Source organism: Devosia aquimaris (assembly GCF_020169335.1).
Lineage (GTDB): Bacteria > Pseudomonadota > Alphaproteobacteria > Rhizobiales > Devosiaceae > Devosia > Devosia aquimaris.
The window spans coordinates 2485089-2500080 of record NZ_JAIEZN010000001.1 but is presented as its reverse complement, the minus strand read 5'-3'; the positions used below and the strand labels follow the sequence as shown (position 1 = coordinate 2500080).

16 protein-coding genes are annotated in these 14992 nt (G+C 64.2%); 12 read left to right on the top strand and 4 right to left on the bottom strand.

Features of this window, described 5'->3' with window-relative positions; genetic code table 11:
• Together K1177_RS12005 and K1177_RS12000 are read left to right on the top strand one after the other, a co-directional pair.
• Positions 1-1065 carry a DUF4037 domain-containing protein gene (locus K1177_RS12005; protein WP_224703522.1) on the top strand — a complete coding sequence of 355 codons (1065 nt, stop codon included), beginning with the start codon at positions 1-3 and terminating at the stop codon, positions 1063-1065.
• A 108-nt stretch (positions 1066-1173) separates the two neighbouring features.
• Positions 1174-1716: an AAA family ATPase gene (locus K1177_RS12000; RefSeq protein ID WP_224703521.1), complete on the top strand. Its 543-nt coding sequence runs from the start codon at positions 1174-1176 to the stop codon at positions 1714-1716.
• A gap of 19 nt (positions 1717-1735) precedes the next feature.
• On the opposite strand, the gene K1177_RS11995 is transcribed toward K1177_RS12000, so the two are convergent.
• Complete coding sequence (locus tag K1177_RS11995) at positions 1736-3220, bottom strand: sigma-54-dependent transcriptional regulator (RefSeq protein ID WP_224703520.1); 1485 nt, start codon at positions 3218-3220, stop codon at positions 1736-1738.
• 205 nt (positions 3221-3425) lie between these two features.
• Here K1177_RS11995 and K1177_RS11990 point away from each other — a divergent pair, with 205 nt between their 5' ends.
• The 6 genes from K1177_RS11990 to K1177_RS11965 all read left to right on the top strand — a co-directional run bounded on the left by K1177_RS11990 (position 3426) and on the right by K1177_RS11965 (position 9416).
• Positions 3426-5228: a M3 family oligoendopeptidase gene (locus tag K1177_RS11990; RefSeq protein ID WP_224703519.1), complete on the top strand. Its 1803-nt coding sequence runs from the start codon at positions 3426-3428 to the stop codon at positions 5226-5228.
• Positions 5229-5290: 62 nt separating this feature from the next.
• Positions 5291-5458, top strand: coding sequence for an aa3-type cytochrome c oxidase subunit IV (locus K1177_RS11985; protein ID WP_224703518.1), 168 nt, complete (start codon positions 5291-5293; stop codon positions 5456-5458).
• 64 nt (positions 5459-5522) lie between these two features.
• Positions 5523-7073, top strand: coding sequence for a Re/Si-specific NAD(P)(+) transhydrogenase subunit alpha (locus K1177_RS11980; protein ID WP_396120063.1), 1551 nt, complete (start codon positions 5523-5525; stop codon positions 7071-7073).
• Positions 7074-7376, top strand: a complete 303-nt coding sequence (locus K1177_RS11975) for a proton-translocating transhydrogenase family protein (RefSeq protein WP_224703517.1) — start codon at positions 7074-7076, stop codon at positions 7374-7376.
• Between the two features lie 4 nt (positions 7377-7380).
• Positions 7381-8787 carry an NAD(P)(+) transhydrogenase (Re/Si-specific) subunit beta gene (locus tag K1177_RS11970; RefSeq protein WP_263574808.1) on the top strand — a complete coding sequence of 469 codons (1407 nt, stop codon included), beginning with the start codon at positions 7381-7383 and terminating at the stop codon, positions 8785-8787.
• A complete protein-coding gene (locus tag K1177_RS11965) occupies positions 8787-9416 on the top strand; it encodes a LysE family translocator (RefSeq protein WP_224703516.1) in 630 nt (209 codons plus the stop codon). Before K1177_RS11970 ends, K1177_RS11965 begins: the two co-directional genes overlap by 1 nt.
• A gap of 2 nt (positions 9417-9418) precedes the next feature.
• Here K1177_RS11965 and K1177_RS11960 read toward each other — a convergent pair whose 3' ends face one another.
• The gene (locus tag K1177_RS11960) at positions 9419-9625 is read right to left on the bottom strand and encodes a SlyX family protein (protein WP_224703515.1); all 207 of its coding nucleotides are present in this window, start codon (positions 9623-9625) and stop codon (positions 9419-9421) included.
• Between the two features lie 156 nt (positions 9626-9781).
• Here K1177_RS11960 and K1177_RS11955 point away from each other — a divergent pair, with 156 nt between their 5' ends.
• The 3 genes from K1177_RS11955 to K1177_RS11945 all read left to right on the top strand — a co-directional run bounded on the left by K1177_RS11955 (position 9782) and on the right by K1177_RS11945 (position 12529).
• Positions 9782-10420, top strand: coding sequence for a DsbA family oxidoreductase (locus K1177_RS11955; RefSeq protein ID WP_224703514.1), 639 nt, complete (start codon positions 9782-9784; stop codon positions 10418-10420).
• A gap of 73 nt (positions 10421-10493) precedes the next feature.
• Entirely contained in the window at positions 10494-11306 is an 813-nt protein-coding gene (locus K1177_RS11950) for an alpha/beta hydrolase (RefSeq protein ID WP_224703513.1), read from the top strand.
• Entirely contained in the window at positions 11303-12529 is a 1227-nt protein-coding gene (locus K1177_RS11945; protein ID WP_224703512.1) for a multidrug effflux MFS transporter, read from the top strand. Before K1177_RS11950 ends, K1177_RS11945 begins: the two co-directional genes overlap by 4 nt.
• A 79-nt stretch (positions 12530-12608) precedes the next feature.
• Here K1177_RS11945 and rpsU read toward each other — a convergent pair whose 3' ends face one another.
• Entirely contained in the window at positions 12609-12881 is a 273-nt protein-coding gene (gene rpsU / locus K1177_RS11940; protein WP_224703511.1) for a 30S ribosomal protein S21, read from the bottom strand.
• Between the two features lie 228 nt (positions 12882-13109).
• Here rpsU and K1177_RS11935 point away from each other — a divergent pair, with 228 nt between their 5' ends.
• A complete protein-coding gene (locus tag K1177_RS11935) occupies positions 13110-13805 on the top strand; it encodes an alpha/beta fold hydrolase (protein WP_224703510.1) in 696 nt (231 codons plus the stop codon).
• 101 nt (positions 13806-13906) lie between these two features.
• Here K1177_RS11935 and K1177_RS11930 read toward each other — a convergent pair whose 3' ends face one another.
• Entirely contained in the window at positions 13907-14992 is a 1086-nt protein-coding gene (locus K1177_RS11930) for a 5-(carboxyamino)imidazole ribonucleotide synthase (protein WP_224703509.1), read from the bottom strand.

Here is a 14992-nt window from a genome sequence, read left to right as displayed (position 1 = left end):
ATGCAGGGACTGGAATTATCACGCCGGTTTTATGGGGAGGTGGTGCGGCCCTGGCTGCAGCAGGTGGCGCCGGACCTCAAGCACGCAGCCGCGCTGATCGGCTATGGTTCGGAGCTTCTCGGGTTTGACGATGAGATGTCGCGTGACCACAATTGGGGTCCGCGCGTGCATATCTATGTCAGTCGCAGCGAATTCGATGACAGCGCGCGGGCGCTGGTGGCAGCGTTCTCCAAGGTCGCGCCAGAGCATTTCTGCGGCGAACCCATTGGATGGCGATCGCGCCCGCATCCGCCAGCTGACGGGCCCGACGCGGTCGGCGCACAGGAACATGGCCTCGAATTCCACACCATAGAGGGGCGGCTTGAGGCGGGGTTGGGCATACGGTCCCTGGACGGCGTCGATAATCTGAACTGGCTGGGCTTTACCCAGCAGGGCCTGCTCAGCCTGACAGCAGGCGCGGTGTTTCACGACGATGTTGGTGAACTGACGGCGTTGCGGGCGCGGCTGGCCTATTTTCCCGACGATGTCTGGTTGTATCGCATCGCGTGCCAATGGCGGCGCATTGCCGAGGAGCAGGCTTTCGTGGGCCGTGCAGGGATGGCGGGCGACGACCTTGGTTCACGCGTGGTCGCGGGGCGGCTGGTTCGGGACGTGATGGGCATGGCGTTCCTGCTGGAGCGACGCTATGCGCCCTATGCCAAGTGGTTTGGCAGCGGCTTTGCCCAACTGCCCATGGCGGCCGCGCTGACGCCGCATCTCGCAGCGGCGCTGGGCGCGGAGCATTGGCAGCCTCGCGGCGAGGCACTGGCGGAGGCCTATCTGGTGCTGGCACAGACCCAGCGCGCGCGGGATATCGCGTCCTTCGAGGCGCGTCTCGGGCCCTATTTCGACCGGCCGTTCCGGACCATCAATACCGACGATGGGGTGGCTGCGGCGATGCAGCGGATTGGGGATCCGCGGCTCAAAGCGTTGCCGGTGATCGGCGCCATCGACCAAATCAGCGATCTGACGCCGGTCTTGGTGGACGCGGGGCTGACGCAAAGGATGATTGCGCAACTGCGGTGATGGCTATGTCGAGAGGACAAGGCGGGCATCGAGTTGGATTTGTCGGGCTGAGAGTGGATTTCGCCATGTGCTGGGCACGTTGCACGGCGGGACGGCAATGAGGACGGCATGGCTATCAGGAACTATTTGATCGAAGGCCCATCGGGGAGTGGCAAGACCAGCGTGGCGGAGGAATTGCAGCGCCGCGGCTATCACGTCATCCACGGCGACCGGGTGCTTGCCTATTATGGCGATCCGCTGACGGGTGAGCGGCTGGACCCGCCCGTGGTCGAGGAAATGCGGGCCGATCTCCAACGGATGAACGCACACTGGATCTGGCCCGTCGATACGGTCAGATCGCTGATTGCCGACAAGAGCGAGGCGATCAGTTTCTTCTGCGGTGGCTCAAGAAACTGGCACCATTTCATTGATCTTTTCGACGCGGTGTTCGTGCTCGAAATCGATCCCGAAACTCTGCATGCGCGGCTCGTCGCCCGACCGGAAGATGAGTTCGGCGGTCGGCCTGAAGAACGGGCGCTTGTCATTCGGCTTTACGCCAGCAAACAGGATATTCCTGAGGGCATCGCTATCGATGCGACTGCGCCATTGGGCGAGGTTGTCGATGACATTTTGCGGCGATGCGACGCGGCCGTCGGCAGGCCGCGCCCATAGAGGAACCGGACACGACGGCTCAGGCGGCGTCGTGGATCAGCTCGTCGGCCAGGCCGTATTCGTGCAGTTTCCGGTAGAGCGTGGAGCGACCGATCTTGAGGGCGCGGGCGACGCGGGACATGCGGCCGCCATGATGGGCGATGGCGAAGACGATGGCGGCGCGTTCGATATCGGCGAGCGCGGCGACCTCGCCGCTGGCATCAAGGAAGCGATCGGGCGCAGGCGCTGTCTCAAAGACGGTGCGCTGGCGCACGGTGTTGGTGTCGATATGGGTCGGGGCCGCGGCGACGGGGGCAGCTTCGATGGCCTTGATGACGCTGTCGCGACCGATGGACTGGGCAACGATCTGCGGGAAATCCTGGGTTTCAAGGAAGGCCGCGTCGCACAGGATCACCGCACGATAGACGGCGTTTTCCAACTGTCGGACATTGCCCGGCCAGTCATAGGCCTTGAGCAGGTCGAGCGCCGGCGGGGCAATGCCGAGGATACGTTTGCCGGCTTCGGCAGAGAAGCGGGCGATAAACATGGCGACCATGGCCGGCAGGTCTTCGACACGCTCCCGCAGGGGCGGGGTATAGATGGGGAAGACATTGAGGCGGTAGTAGAGATCCTCGCGGAACTCGCCGGTCTTGGCCAGGTTGAGCAGGCGACGGTTGGTGGCCGAAATGATGCGGACATTGACGCGTTCACTGCGGGTCGCGCCAACCGGCTCGATCTCGCCCTCCTGCAGGGCACGCAGCAGCTTGGGCTGAATGTCGAGCGGCAGCTCGCCGATCTCATCGAGGAACAAGGTGCCGTTGTGCGCTTCGGCGAACTTGCCGATCTGGTCGGCGGTGGCGCCGGTGAAGGCGCCCTTCTTGTGTCCGAACAGCACCGATTCAACCAGATTGGGCGGAATGGCGCTGCAATTGACGGTGACGAAGGGCTTGCCGGCGCGGTCGCTCGACCCCTGGATGATGCGGGCGATCAGTTCCTTGCCGACGCCGGTCTCGCCCTCGATCAAGACGGGAATCGTCGATTTGGCGGCCTTGGCGCACAGATCAAGCACGCGCGCCATGGCGGGCGCCTTGGCGATCATGTCGCTGGCGGTGAAGGTTCCGGCCCGGCGGGCACGCTCGGCGCGGATGGTGGCCTCCAGCGCATCGAGCTTCATGGCATTGCGCAGGGAGATGACCAGGCGCTCGGGCGCCACGGGCTTGACGAAATAGTCGGCGGCGCCATTGCGCATGGCCGAGATGACGGTCTCCATGGAGGCGTTGGCGGTCTGAATGATCACCGGCGTGGTCAGGCCTTCGCGGCGCATGGCATCCATAACGCCCATGCCGTCCAGATCGGGCATGACCAGATCCAGGATCATGGCGCCGATATTGCGGTCCTCGCGCAGGATGGTGAGCGCCTGCTCGCCGCCCGTGGCGGTGATGGGCTTGAAACCAGCCTTGTTGGCCACTTCAGCGGTCAGGCGCAGCTGTACCGGATCATCGTCAACAACCAGAACGCGCGTCATCCAAACTCCGGTCTTTTTGAGCACGGCATCGATTCGTGTGCCGTTTTGGGATGAGCATGAAGCCAGTGACTTAAGAGGGTGTTAATCATGAAGATTTTGATGGCGTTAAGCTTTATCGATCGGCGTTGAAGGGGGCCTTGCTCTTTCCAAGCGCAAGCGTGCTGGGTAAGGTCCGCGCCACATCCAGACCTGCCGGAGACATGCCATGACCGCCGCCGCTCAGAAGAGCCACAACCAGTTCGGCAACCTGCCAGTTTGGGATCTCAGCGATCTCTATCCGGGTGCCGACAGCGCCGAATTCAAGGCGGGGCTGGACAAGGCCAAGGCGGACGCGGCGCGCTTTGAGAGTGCATACAAGGGCAGGCTGGTCGAACTGACCAAGGCCGGCCGCCTGATCGACGCCATCAAGGACAGCGAGGCCCTGGGCGATCTGACCGGCCGCATCGGCTCGTTTGCCTTTCTGCAATATGCGCAGAAGTCGACCGATCCGGACCGCGCCAAATTCATGGGCGACACCAATGAAGCGCTGACCAATCTGTCGACCCGTGTGTTGTTCTTCGAGCTCGAGCTGAACCGCATCGAGGACGCTGATCTTGAAGCGGCCTTTGCGGCCGACCCCGAGCTGGCGCGCTATCGCACCTGGTTTGCCGAGCTGCGCAAGGCCAAGCCCTATCAGCTCGACGACAAGCTTGAGGAGCTGTTCCACGACAAGTCCGTCACGGCTTTTTCGGCCTGGAACCGGCTGTTCGATGAAACGCTGGCGAGCCTGGAATTCGACGTGAACGGCGAGATCCTCAATCTCGAAGCGACGCTGCACCTGATGAGCGAGAAGGACAGCGCCAAGCGCGAGGCCGCGTTCAAGGCGCTAGGCAAGACGCTCAAGGCCAATGGGCGGCTGTTCACCCACATCACCAATGTGCTGGCCAAGGACAAGGAAATCTCGGACCGCTGGCGCGGCTACCAGGATATTGCCGACAGCCGCCACATGGCCAATTCGGTGGAACGCGAGGTTGTCGATGCGCTGCAGCAGGCGGTGCAGGCGGCCTATCCGCGGCTGAGCCACCGCTATTACGCGATGAAGGCCAAGTGGTTCGGCAAGGAAAAGCTCGACGCCTGGGACCGCAATGCGCCGCTGCCGACCAGCGACGAACGCACCTGGGATTGGGACAGCGCCGTGGCGACGGTGATGGAAGCCTATGGCAAGTTTTCGCCCAAGCTGGCGGAAGTGGCGGCGCCGTTCTTCAATTCGGGCTGGATTGATGCGCCGAGCGGGGATGGCAAGCTGTCAGGCGCCTTTGCTCATCCCACCGTGCCCAGCGCGCATCCCTATCTGATGCTCAACTATATGGGCCGCTCGCGTGATATCATGACGCTGGCCCATGAGCTTGGTCATGGCGTGCATCAGCGCCTGGCGGCGGCGCAGGGGCCGATCCTGGCCAATACGCCATTGACCCTGGCCGAGACGGCCTCGGTGTTCGGGGAAATGCTGACGTTCCGCTCGCTGCTGGACAAGACCGAAGACCCCAAGGCGCGGTTTGCGCTGCTCTCGGGCAAGGTCGAGGACATGCTCAATACTGTGGTGCGCCAGATTGCCTTTTATACCTTCGAGCGGCGCGTCCATACGGCGCGGCGCCAGGGCGAGCTGCGCACCGAGGAAATCAACCAGATCTGGCTCGATGTGCAGAAGGAATCGCTGGGCGACGCCATTGTCGCCAACGAGGGCTATGAGAGCTTCTGGGCCTATATTCCCCACTTCATTCATTCGCCCTTCTACGTCTATGCCTATGCCTTTGGTGACTGCCTTGTGAACTCGCTCTACGCACAGTATGAGAAGGCAAACGAGGGGTTTGCGGAGCGTTACTTCGACCTGCTCAAGGCGGGGGGAAGCAAGCACCATTCCGAATTGCTGGCGCCATTCGGACTGGATGCAAAAGATCCCGAATTCTGGTCGCTTGGCCTGTCGATGATCGAGGGGCTGATCGACGAACTGGAAGCCACTGCACCCTGAGCGGTTGCGGCGGTAGACCTTAGACGCATAGACTTTTTGAGCACTGGACGAACGAGGACGAAATGGCCACCAAACACCGCCCGGAACACCACGCCGAACTGCAGGTCGAATCGCCGATGGACTACGCCCAGCACGAGGCGACCTACAACGGCTTTCTGACCGCCGTTAAGTGGTCCATCCTGGTGATGGCCGTGTCGATCGTGGTGTTGTACTTCCTGATCAAGCCCTGATTTTCAGGCAGGTTCAGGCATTCAAACCGAGCCTGTCCGCCGGGCAGGCGGGCAGGAGAAGTTGATGAAGATAGCCATCGTCCGAGAGCGTTTCGAAGGTGAGAACCGCGTTGCGGCGACCCCCGAGACGGTGGGCAAGCTGATCGGCCTGGGGGCCAGCGTTGCGGTGGAAACCGGCGCGGGCCTGGGATCGCGAATTCTCGACAGCGACTATGCGGCGGCCGGCGCCAGCATTGAGGCGACGCCAGCGGCGACCCTCAAGCAGGCCGATGTGGTGCTGACCGTTCGGCGGCCCGAGGCGGCTGCCCTGGCCGGCGTCAATCCTGGCGCGCTGGTGATCGGCGCCCTTGACCCCTATGGCAATGATGCAGCGCTCGCCGCCCTGGCCAAGGCCGGCGTCACCGCCATGTCCATGGAATTCATGCCGCGCATCACGCGCGCGCAGGTGATGGATATCCTGTCCAGCCAGGCCAATCTGGCCGGCTATCAGGGTGTCATCGAGGCTGCTGCCGTGTTCGACCGCGCCATGCCCATGATGATGACCGCAGCCGGCACCGTGCGTCCGGCCAAGGCCTTTGTGATGGGGGCCGGTGTTGCGGGCCTGCAGGCCATTGCCACGGCGAAGCGCCTGGGTGCGGTGGTGTCGGCGACCGACGTGCGCCCGGCGGCCAAGGAACAGGTTGAAAGCCTGGGCGGCAAGTTCATTGCCGTCGAGGACGAAGAGTTCAAGCAGGCCGAAACGGCCGGCGGCTATGCCAAGCAGATGAGCGCGGAATACCAGGCCAAGCAGGCCGAGCTGACCGCGCAGCACATTGCCAAGCAGGACATCGTGATCACGACGGCCCTGATCCCGGGGCGCCCGGCGCCGCGCCTGATCTCCAAGGCGATGGTGGAATCGATGGCGCCGGGTTCGGTGATCGTGGATCTGGCGGCCGAGCGCGGTGGCAATGTCGAACTGACTGTGCCGGGCAAGGTGATCGACCACAATGGCGTGACCATCATCGGCTATACCAATGTGCAGGGTCGCATCCCCACAACGGCCAGTCAGCTCTATGCCCGCAACCTGCTGGCCTTCCTGACCACGCTGATCGACGCCAAGGCCAAGACGCTGGCGGTCAACTGGGACGACGAGCTGGTCAAGGCGACAGTGCTCACGCGCGACGGGCTGGTGGTGCATCCCAATTTCGTCGGCGCGGCCATCGCCAGCGAGGCCAAGCCTGTTGCTGCCAAGCCTGCCGCCGAAAAGAGCGTGACCGCAAAGACCGCGACGCCAAAGGCTGCTGCCTCCAAGACGGCTGCGGCAACGTCAGCAGCGCCGAAGGCGCCGGCCCGCAAACCCGCAGCGAAGTCCGCGGCGACCGAGGCCGCGGCCAAAGCGCCGACGGCTGCGCGCAAGCAGGCCAAGGAAAAGGCCGTTGCCGTGATGGATGCTGCGGCGGCCGAAAAGCCGACGACGCCCAAGCCGGTGCGTGCAAAGGCTGCCAAGCCGGCCGCGAGCACTGATGCCAAGGCAACTACCGCCCAGCCGACCGCCAGCAAAGCCGCCGCCAAGCCTGCCAGCACCAAGTCGCCAGCAGCAGCCAAGAAGCCGGCAGCCCCCAAGGGAGAGCAGTAAATGGATATGATCGACCCCTTCACCTTCCGCCTGGCCATCTTCGTGCTGGCGATCTTTGTGGGCTACTTCGTGGTCTGGTCGGTGACGCCGGCGCTGCATACGCCGCTGATGAGCGTGACCAATGCGATTTCCTCGGTGATCGTGGTGGGCGCGCTGCTGGCGGTGGGCGTGCATCTGGCCGCCGACGCCAACTGGGTCTCGAAGGTCTTCGGCTTCATCGCCCTGGTCTTTGCCAGCGTGAACATCTTCGGCGGGTTCCTCGTCACCCAGCGCATGCTGGCAATGTACAAGAAGAAGGGTTGAGCCGATGATTTCTGCAGATTTTGCAGCCCTTCTCTATCTGGTCTCGGGCGTGCTGTTCATCCTGGCGCTGCGGGGACTGTCGAGCCCGCGCTCGTCGCGGCAGGGCAATCTGTTCGGCATGGTGGGCATGGGCATCGCCATCCTGACCACGCTGGCCGTTGCCGCGCCCAGCGATGTGCTGAGCTGGGTGCTGATTATCGGTGGCCTGGGCCTGGGCGGCGGTATCGGCGCCTATATGGCGCGGACGGTCAAGATGACCGACATGCCGCAACTGGTTGCAGCCTTCCACTCGCTGGTGGGCCTGGCTGCCGTGTTTGTGGCCGCCGCAGCGCTTTATGCGCCTGAGGCGTTCGGCATTGGCGAGCCGGGGCATATCCATACCCAGGCGCTGATCGAAATGTCGCTGGGCGTTGCCATTGGCGCCTTCACCTTCACCGGCTCGGTGATCGCTTTCGCCAAGCTCAATGGCAATATGAGCGGCAAGCCGATCATCCTGCCGGCGCGCCATGCGATCCATATCGTGATGGGCGTGGCCATTGTGGCCTTGATCTGGGCTTTTGCCAGCTCGGCCGAGCCTTGGCTGTTCTGGGCCATCACGGTGCTGGCGCTGGTGCTGGGCGGGTTGATGATCATCCCGATCGGCGGCGCGGACATGCCGGTGGTGGTGTCCATGCTCAACTCCTATTCGGGTTGGGCTGCCGCAGGCATCGGCTTCACGCTGGGCAATACGGCGCTGATCATCACCGGCGCGCTGGTGGGCTCGTCGGGCGCGATCCTGAGCTACATCATGTGCAAGGCGATGAACCGCAGCTTCATCTCGGTGATCCTTGGGGGCTTTGGCGGCGACAGTGCAGCGGCCAGTGGCGGCGCCGAAGACGATCGTCCGGTCAAGCAGGGCGCGGCTGACGATGCGGCCTTCCTGATGAAGAACGCCGGCAAGGTGATCATCGTGCCGGGCTATGGCATGGCCGTGGCCCAGGCACAGCATGCGCTGCGCGAAATGGCCGACCTGCTCAAGAAGGAAGGTGTCACGGTCAAATACGCCATCCATCCCGTGGCCGGTCGCATGCCGGGGCATATGAACGTGCTGCTGGCGGAAGCCAATGTGCCCTACGACGAGGTGTTCGAGCTCGAGGATATCAATTCCGAGTTCGCGCAGTCGGACGTTGCCTTCGTGATCGGCGCCAATGACGTGACCAATCCGGCGGCCAAGACCGACAAGACCAGTCCGATCTATGGCATGCCTGTGCTGAACGTCGAGGATGCGGGCACCGTGCTCTTCATCAAGCGCGGCATGGCAGCCGGCTACGCTGGCGTACAGAACGAACTGTTCTACCGCGACAACACCATGATGCTGTTCGGCGACGCCAAGAAGATGACCGAAGACATCGTCAAGGCGCTCGGTCACTGATGTTGACGGGCGAGGCCGCAAGCGGCCTCGTCGCCTATCTGCTGACCTGCGTGGCGATCGAGCTGACGCCGGGGCCGAACATGGCCTATCTGGCTGTGCTCAGCGCGGAACGGGGGCGGTTGGCGGGGCTCTATGCGGTTGGCGGCGTCGCACTGGGCCTAGCGATCCTGGCGGTTCTGGCCGTATTGGGCGTGGGTGAGGCGATTGCGGCGCAGCCAGTGCTCTATGAGGGCCTGCGCTGGGCCGGCGTCGCTTATCTGCTCTACCTTGCCTATGACGCCTGGCGGGACGCGCAGCGGCCCCTGGGGCCGCTCGACGCGCATATCCTGGGATGGCGCTCATTCCGGCGCGGGTTGATCAACAATCTCCTCAACCCCAAGGCCGCGCTGTTCTACATCACGGTGATGCCCAGCTTTGCCAATGCGGCGCGCCCGATCCTGGCCGAGACAGCGATGCTAGGCGCGATCTATGTCGCGGTTGCCACCTCGATCCATGCCCTGGTGGTGCTGCTGGCGGGGTCGGTGCAGCCCTTGCTGACCGGGGCCAAGAGCCGCCGGGTGATGGGCGGCGTGTTTGCGGCGCTCCTGGTGGGCGTGGCCGCCTGGGTCGCGCTGGTGACGGCGCGCTGAGATCAGTAATGCGGTGGCGGTGGCTCGGTGGCCGGGTCAGCGATATGCACGCCCGAGCGGACCTGCTGTTCCATTGTCTCAAGCTTGCGCGTCAGCAGGTCGATCTGGCGCCATTGCGCGGTGATGGTGGCGTTGAGCTCCTCGATGGTCTGATCCTGATAGGCAATGCGGGTCTCGAGCGCATCGAGGCGAGAGCTGTGGTCGGTCATGATATGCCTTTCTGGCTGATCCGCTTCTAGCGCAAGCAGGGGCATTCGCCCAAGGCCCTTGCGTTGCGCCGGGGGGCGGAAACAAGGTTACCTTGGCGTGCGTTCTTGCAGAAGCAGGCTTTGTGCGCCATGTGACGGGCAGAAAAGGAAAATGCCATGACCAAGCAGCTCAAAATCGACGTGTTCACCGATGTGGTATGCCCCTGGTGCATTGTTGGCTCTGCGCGGCTGGATCAGGCCGTTGCGGCGTTGCCCGATGATGTGGAAGTGGTGATCGAGAACCACCCGTTCTATCTCGACCCCAACACGCCCAGCGAGGGCGTTGTGGTCGCCGACATGCTCCGCGAGAAGTATGGCCGCGACCCCAAGGAAATGTGGGAGCGCGTCGAGAGCGAGGCGCGCAAGGCGGGTGTTGATCTCGACCTCAGCAAGCAGCCACGCATGTTCCCGACCAAGAAGGCGCATACGATCACCCGCTTGTCCAAGCCGCTGGGCATCCAGCATGAGCTGGCCAACGCCATCGCCAACGCCTATTTCCTCGAGCACCGGCAGATCAATGACGACAATGTGCTGGCCGACATTGCGGTGGCGTTTGGCTGGGATCGCGGCGATGCCCTCGATGCCATGAACGACGAGAACGAGCTCTCGATCACCGAGCAGCTGGCGACCGACGCCGCCGCTCAGGGCATTCGCGGCGTTCCCTTCTTCGTCTTCGGCGAGAAATATGCGCTGTCCGGCGCGCAACCGGACGAAGTGTTCCAGCGGGCGCTTGCGCAGACCCTTTCGGAGATGTAGCCAGCCACAGGGGAGCCGGTCGGCGGCTGCCGAACGAGATGGTTCGCGGTTCAGGCGAACCGGGATGTGAGCCGTGAAGCTGTTGCGTCGTATCGTGCTGGCCCTGTGCCTGCTGCTGGTTGTCGGCTATGTGGGCGTGCTGGCATACATGTATTTCAATCAGCGGGCGCTGCAGTATGACGCCCAAGGACCGATCACGGCACTGGCCGACAGCGGGTTGAACGCAACAGAGGCTGTGGCTATCCCGTCGGGCGATGGCGTCATCAACGGCTGGTACAAGGCGCCGCAGCCCGGCAAGCCGCTCATCGTCTACTATAAGGGCAATTCGGGCAGCTTCAGCAAGGAGCATGAGCGCTATGTGCAGTTCGTGGCCGATGGCTACGGCTTTCTGGCGTTTGACTATCGCGGCTTTCCCATGTCGCCCGGCGAGATCAGCCAGGCCCATATTCTGGAGGATGCCACCAGCGCCTTTGACTGGGCGGCCCAGACAGGTGCGCCAGTCATCATCTGGGGGCGTTCGCTGGGCACCGGGCCGGCGACCTATGTAGCCAGCATTCGCGACGCCAAGGCGCTGCTGCTCGAAACGCCATTCCTGTCGGCCGTAACCGTCGCCGCCGAGCGCTACCCGCTGCTACCTGTGGGGCTGGTGATGGAAGATCAGTTTCCCAGCAACAGCTGGATCGCCGACGTCAGCGAACCGGTGATGGTTGCCCATGGCACGGCAGACAAGACCATTGATGTCTCCAACGGCGAGCGCCTCTACGCACTGGCGCCGCGTCCGGACACTCTGTGGATCGAGCAGGGTGCAGGGCACAGCGACATGTGGGCTCGGGGTATCTGGGCACGCGCCAGGAGCTTCTTCGAGCGGGCGATGGCCGGGTCATGAGTTCCGCCGTTGTGACCCCCATGTCAGCGCGGCGCACCGCGCTGATCGGGGGGCTCATGGTCGCGGCCGGGCCGCTGTCGATCTCGCTCTATGGGCCGGCCCTGCCAACCATTGTTGCCGAACTGGGCACCACGGACGCTGTAGGCAAACTGTCGCTGGCCGTCTACTTCGCAGCCTTTGCGCTGGCGCAATTGGTGTGCGGGCCGCTGTCGGACAGCCTGGGGCGCCGCAAGGTGGCAGTGCTGTTCTTTGCGCTCTATGTGGCAGGCAGCGTTGTGGTCGCGCTGGGCGGCAGCGTTGAGACGCTGCTGGCGGGACGCGTGCTGCAGGGGATTGGCGTGTCGGTGGGGGTGGCGCTGTCGCGGGCCATGGTGCGCGACCAGTTCACTGGCGGCGAGTCGATCCGCATCCTCACCCTGGTCAACCTCATCCTGACCGTGGCGCCGGCCATTGCGCCGACGCTCGGCAGTGCGATCCTGCTGGTCGGGAACTGGCGCCTGCTGTTCCTGGTGATGGCGAGCTATGGCGCGCTGCTGATGGTGCTGATCGGTGTGGCGGCGCGGGAGACCCATCCAGAGGCAGCCAGGATGCCGTTGCGGCCCACTATCGTTATCGGCAACTATGGACGACTGCTGTCGGACAGGCGGTTCATGCTGCCGGCGCTGGTCTTGGCGTTGTCCTTTGGCGGGTTCTACGGCTTTGCGGCCCTGCTGCCGTTTATCCTGATCGACGAGATCGGCCTGAGCACGTTCGGGTTTGCCATGGTGATGCTGATTCAGACCGGTGCGTTCATCTCCGGCAATGTGCTGGCCGGCTATGCGGCGCGGCGCCTGGATGGATTGGCCATGGTGCGCATTGGCCTGGTGCTGATCGGACTGGCGGGACTGGGCTTCGGCATCGCGCCGAGGCTGTTTCCGGGGGATGTGTTGGCGGTGATGGTGCCGGTGGCGCTGTGGATGCTGTCGCTGGCCTTTATCGGCCCCAGCACGACCGCTGCCGCCATGGCCGATTTCGGCGGCATTGCCGGCGCCGCAGGGGCCCTGACAGGCGTGTTCCAGGTGGGGGGCGGCTTTGTCGGCTCCACGCTGGCCAGCGTCGCCTTTGCCACGGCCAGCGGCGCCCTGGCGACGCTGATGCCGCTGATGGCCGGGCTGACGATTGTCGTTGCATTGGTGCGGCGCGCTTCTGCGCGTGGCCGCGCATCCGTTCCGCCGGCGACCTGAGCGACCTACCCCGGCAGGACAGGCAAAAGAAAACGCCGCCCAAAAAGGACGGCGTTCAAACTCTGCGGTGCAGCAGCGCTTAGTTGCGCGGCGTAACCGATGCGCTCGGACGAGCGGGCTGGCCGGGACGGGCAGCGGACGGAGCGGGCAGACCGCCTTCACGCTGGGCGCGCTTACGAGCCAGCTTGCGGGCGCGGCGAACGGCCTCGGCCTTCTGGCGAGCCTTCTTCTCAGAGGGCTTCTCGTAGTAGTTGCGCAGCTTCATCTCGCGGAAGACGCCTTCGCGCTGCAGCTTCTTCTTCAGCGCGCGAAGCGCCTGATCAACGTTATTATCGCGAACGACTACTTGCAAAGGTCAACCGCCCTTTCGAAGCTTGGACATGTGGGTTTGGATAGTGGCGCCGCGATAAATATCCCGTCGCCGACCAGCAAGGCTGATCACCGTGGGGCGGTCTATAGCCCAGCTTTCCGGCCTTGTCCACTGACTCATGGATAAAAACCTTGGCAAAGCCGCCTCCCAGCTTGCTCAAGAGGGCAGGGCGGGGAACAATCGCAACCACCAGACGAGAGACACAGTGCCATGATGAGCCAAGACCTGCTGATGCTGCCGGGGCTGAATTGCGATGCCCGGCTGTGGCGAGACGTTGTTGCGGGCCTGGGCGGGCGGGCGCGGTGCAGCGTGGCGGAGCTGCGCGGCCCGGACAGCGTTGCCGGCATGGCGGCCCAGGCGCTGGCGGGTGCCCCACCACGATTCGCCCTGGCGGCCCTCTCCATGGGCGGCTATGTGGCGCTGGAGATCATGCGGCAGGCGCCGGAGCGGGTGACGCGGCTGGCGCTGCTGGACACCTCTGCGCGGGCCGACGACACCGTGCGCACGCAGGCGCGGTTGGCGGCGATCCGGCTGGTGGAAGAGGGCAAGTTCGGATTGGTGGCCCGTACGCTGCAGCCCGGCCTGCTCGCACCGCAAAACCTCGATAGTCCGACGGCAAAGGAAGTGGTGGCCATGGCCGAGCGGGCCGGGGCGGAGGCCTATCTCAAGCATCAAAAGGCGATCATGGCGCGGATCGACTCGCGTCCCTATCTGGGCGCCATCACTGTGCCCACGCTGGTGGGAGTGGGTGAGGCGGACGGGGTCACGCCTCCTGAACTGGCCGAGGAGATGGCCGCCGCCATTGCTGGTGCTGTCCTCGTGCGTTTTGCCGGCTGCGGACACGTGCCGACCATGGAAGCGCCCGATGCTGTCGTGGCCGCGATGGCGGACTGGCTTGCCCGCTAGAGCCGTTTCACCGCTTCGCTGAATCGGTCAAACGGCTCTAGGGTCTTGTTTGGTCGCGCTTCCGAACCGCAAAAATGGTGTCCACTTTTGCTGGAAACGCTCTAGCGCCGGGTGATGGTGTTGACGTGGCCCATCTTGCGGCCGGGCCGGGCTTCGGCCTTGCCATAGAGATGGGGTTGGGTGTTGCCATCCAGACTGGCGGGCAGGGCCAGGACCTCGTCGCCGATGAGGTTTTGCATCACGACATCGGCCATGCGGGCGGGGTCGCCCAGCGGCCAGCCAATAATGGCCCGAATATGCTGCTCGAACTGGTCGGTCAGGCAGACCGCTTCCGTCCAGTGGCCGGAATTGTGTACGCGCGGGGCGATTTCGTTGACCATCAAGGTCGGACGGTCACCGGGAACGACAAAGAACTCGACACCCAGGACACCGACATAATCGAGCGCCACGACGATGACCTTGGCCAGCATGGCGGCGTGTTTTTCAAGGCCGGCAGAGATGTCGGCGGGCACGGTGCTGGTGTGCAGGATATGGTGGCGGTGCACGTTCTCAGCCGGATCGAAGCTGCGGACTTCACCGGCCGTGTTGCGAGCCACCACCACCGAAATTTCCTTGTCGAACGGCACAAAGGCCTCAAGCACCAAAGGCTTGGGTTCGAGCTCGGCAAAAGCGGCGTCGGCATCCTGGGGCGTGCGCAGCACCCGCTGGCCCTTGCCGTCATAACCCAGGCGGGTGGTCTTGAGCACGGCGGGCAGGTCGAGGTCGGCAATGGCGGCATCGAGGTCGGCGCGGGTGTGGACGGCGCGATGGGGCGCCACGGGGATGTTCTTGCCCGCCAGGAAGGATTTTTCGGCCAGCCGGTCCTGGGAGATTGCCAGGGCATTGGCGCCGGGGCGCAGCGGCTTGCGGCCGGCGAGGAACTCGGCGGTGGCGGCCGGCACGTTCTCGAATTCATAGGTGATGACGTCGACCGCATCGGCGAAGGCGGCCAGGGCGGCCTCATCGTCATAGGCGGCGATGGTGCGGTGTGGCGTGACCTCGAAAGCCGGGCTGTGCGGATCCGGGCAGAAGATGTGGGTGCGCATGCCCAGCCGGCTGGCGGCCAGCGACAACATGCGGCCCAGCTGTCCGCCGCCCAGAATGCCGATGGTGCTGCCCGTGGGCAGCGGTGGGGTCGCTTGGGACAA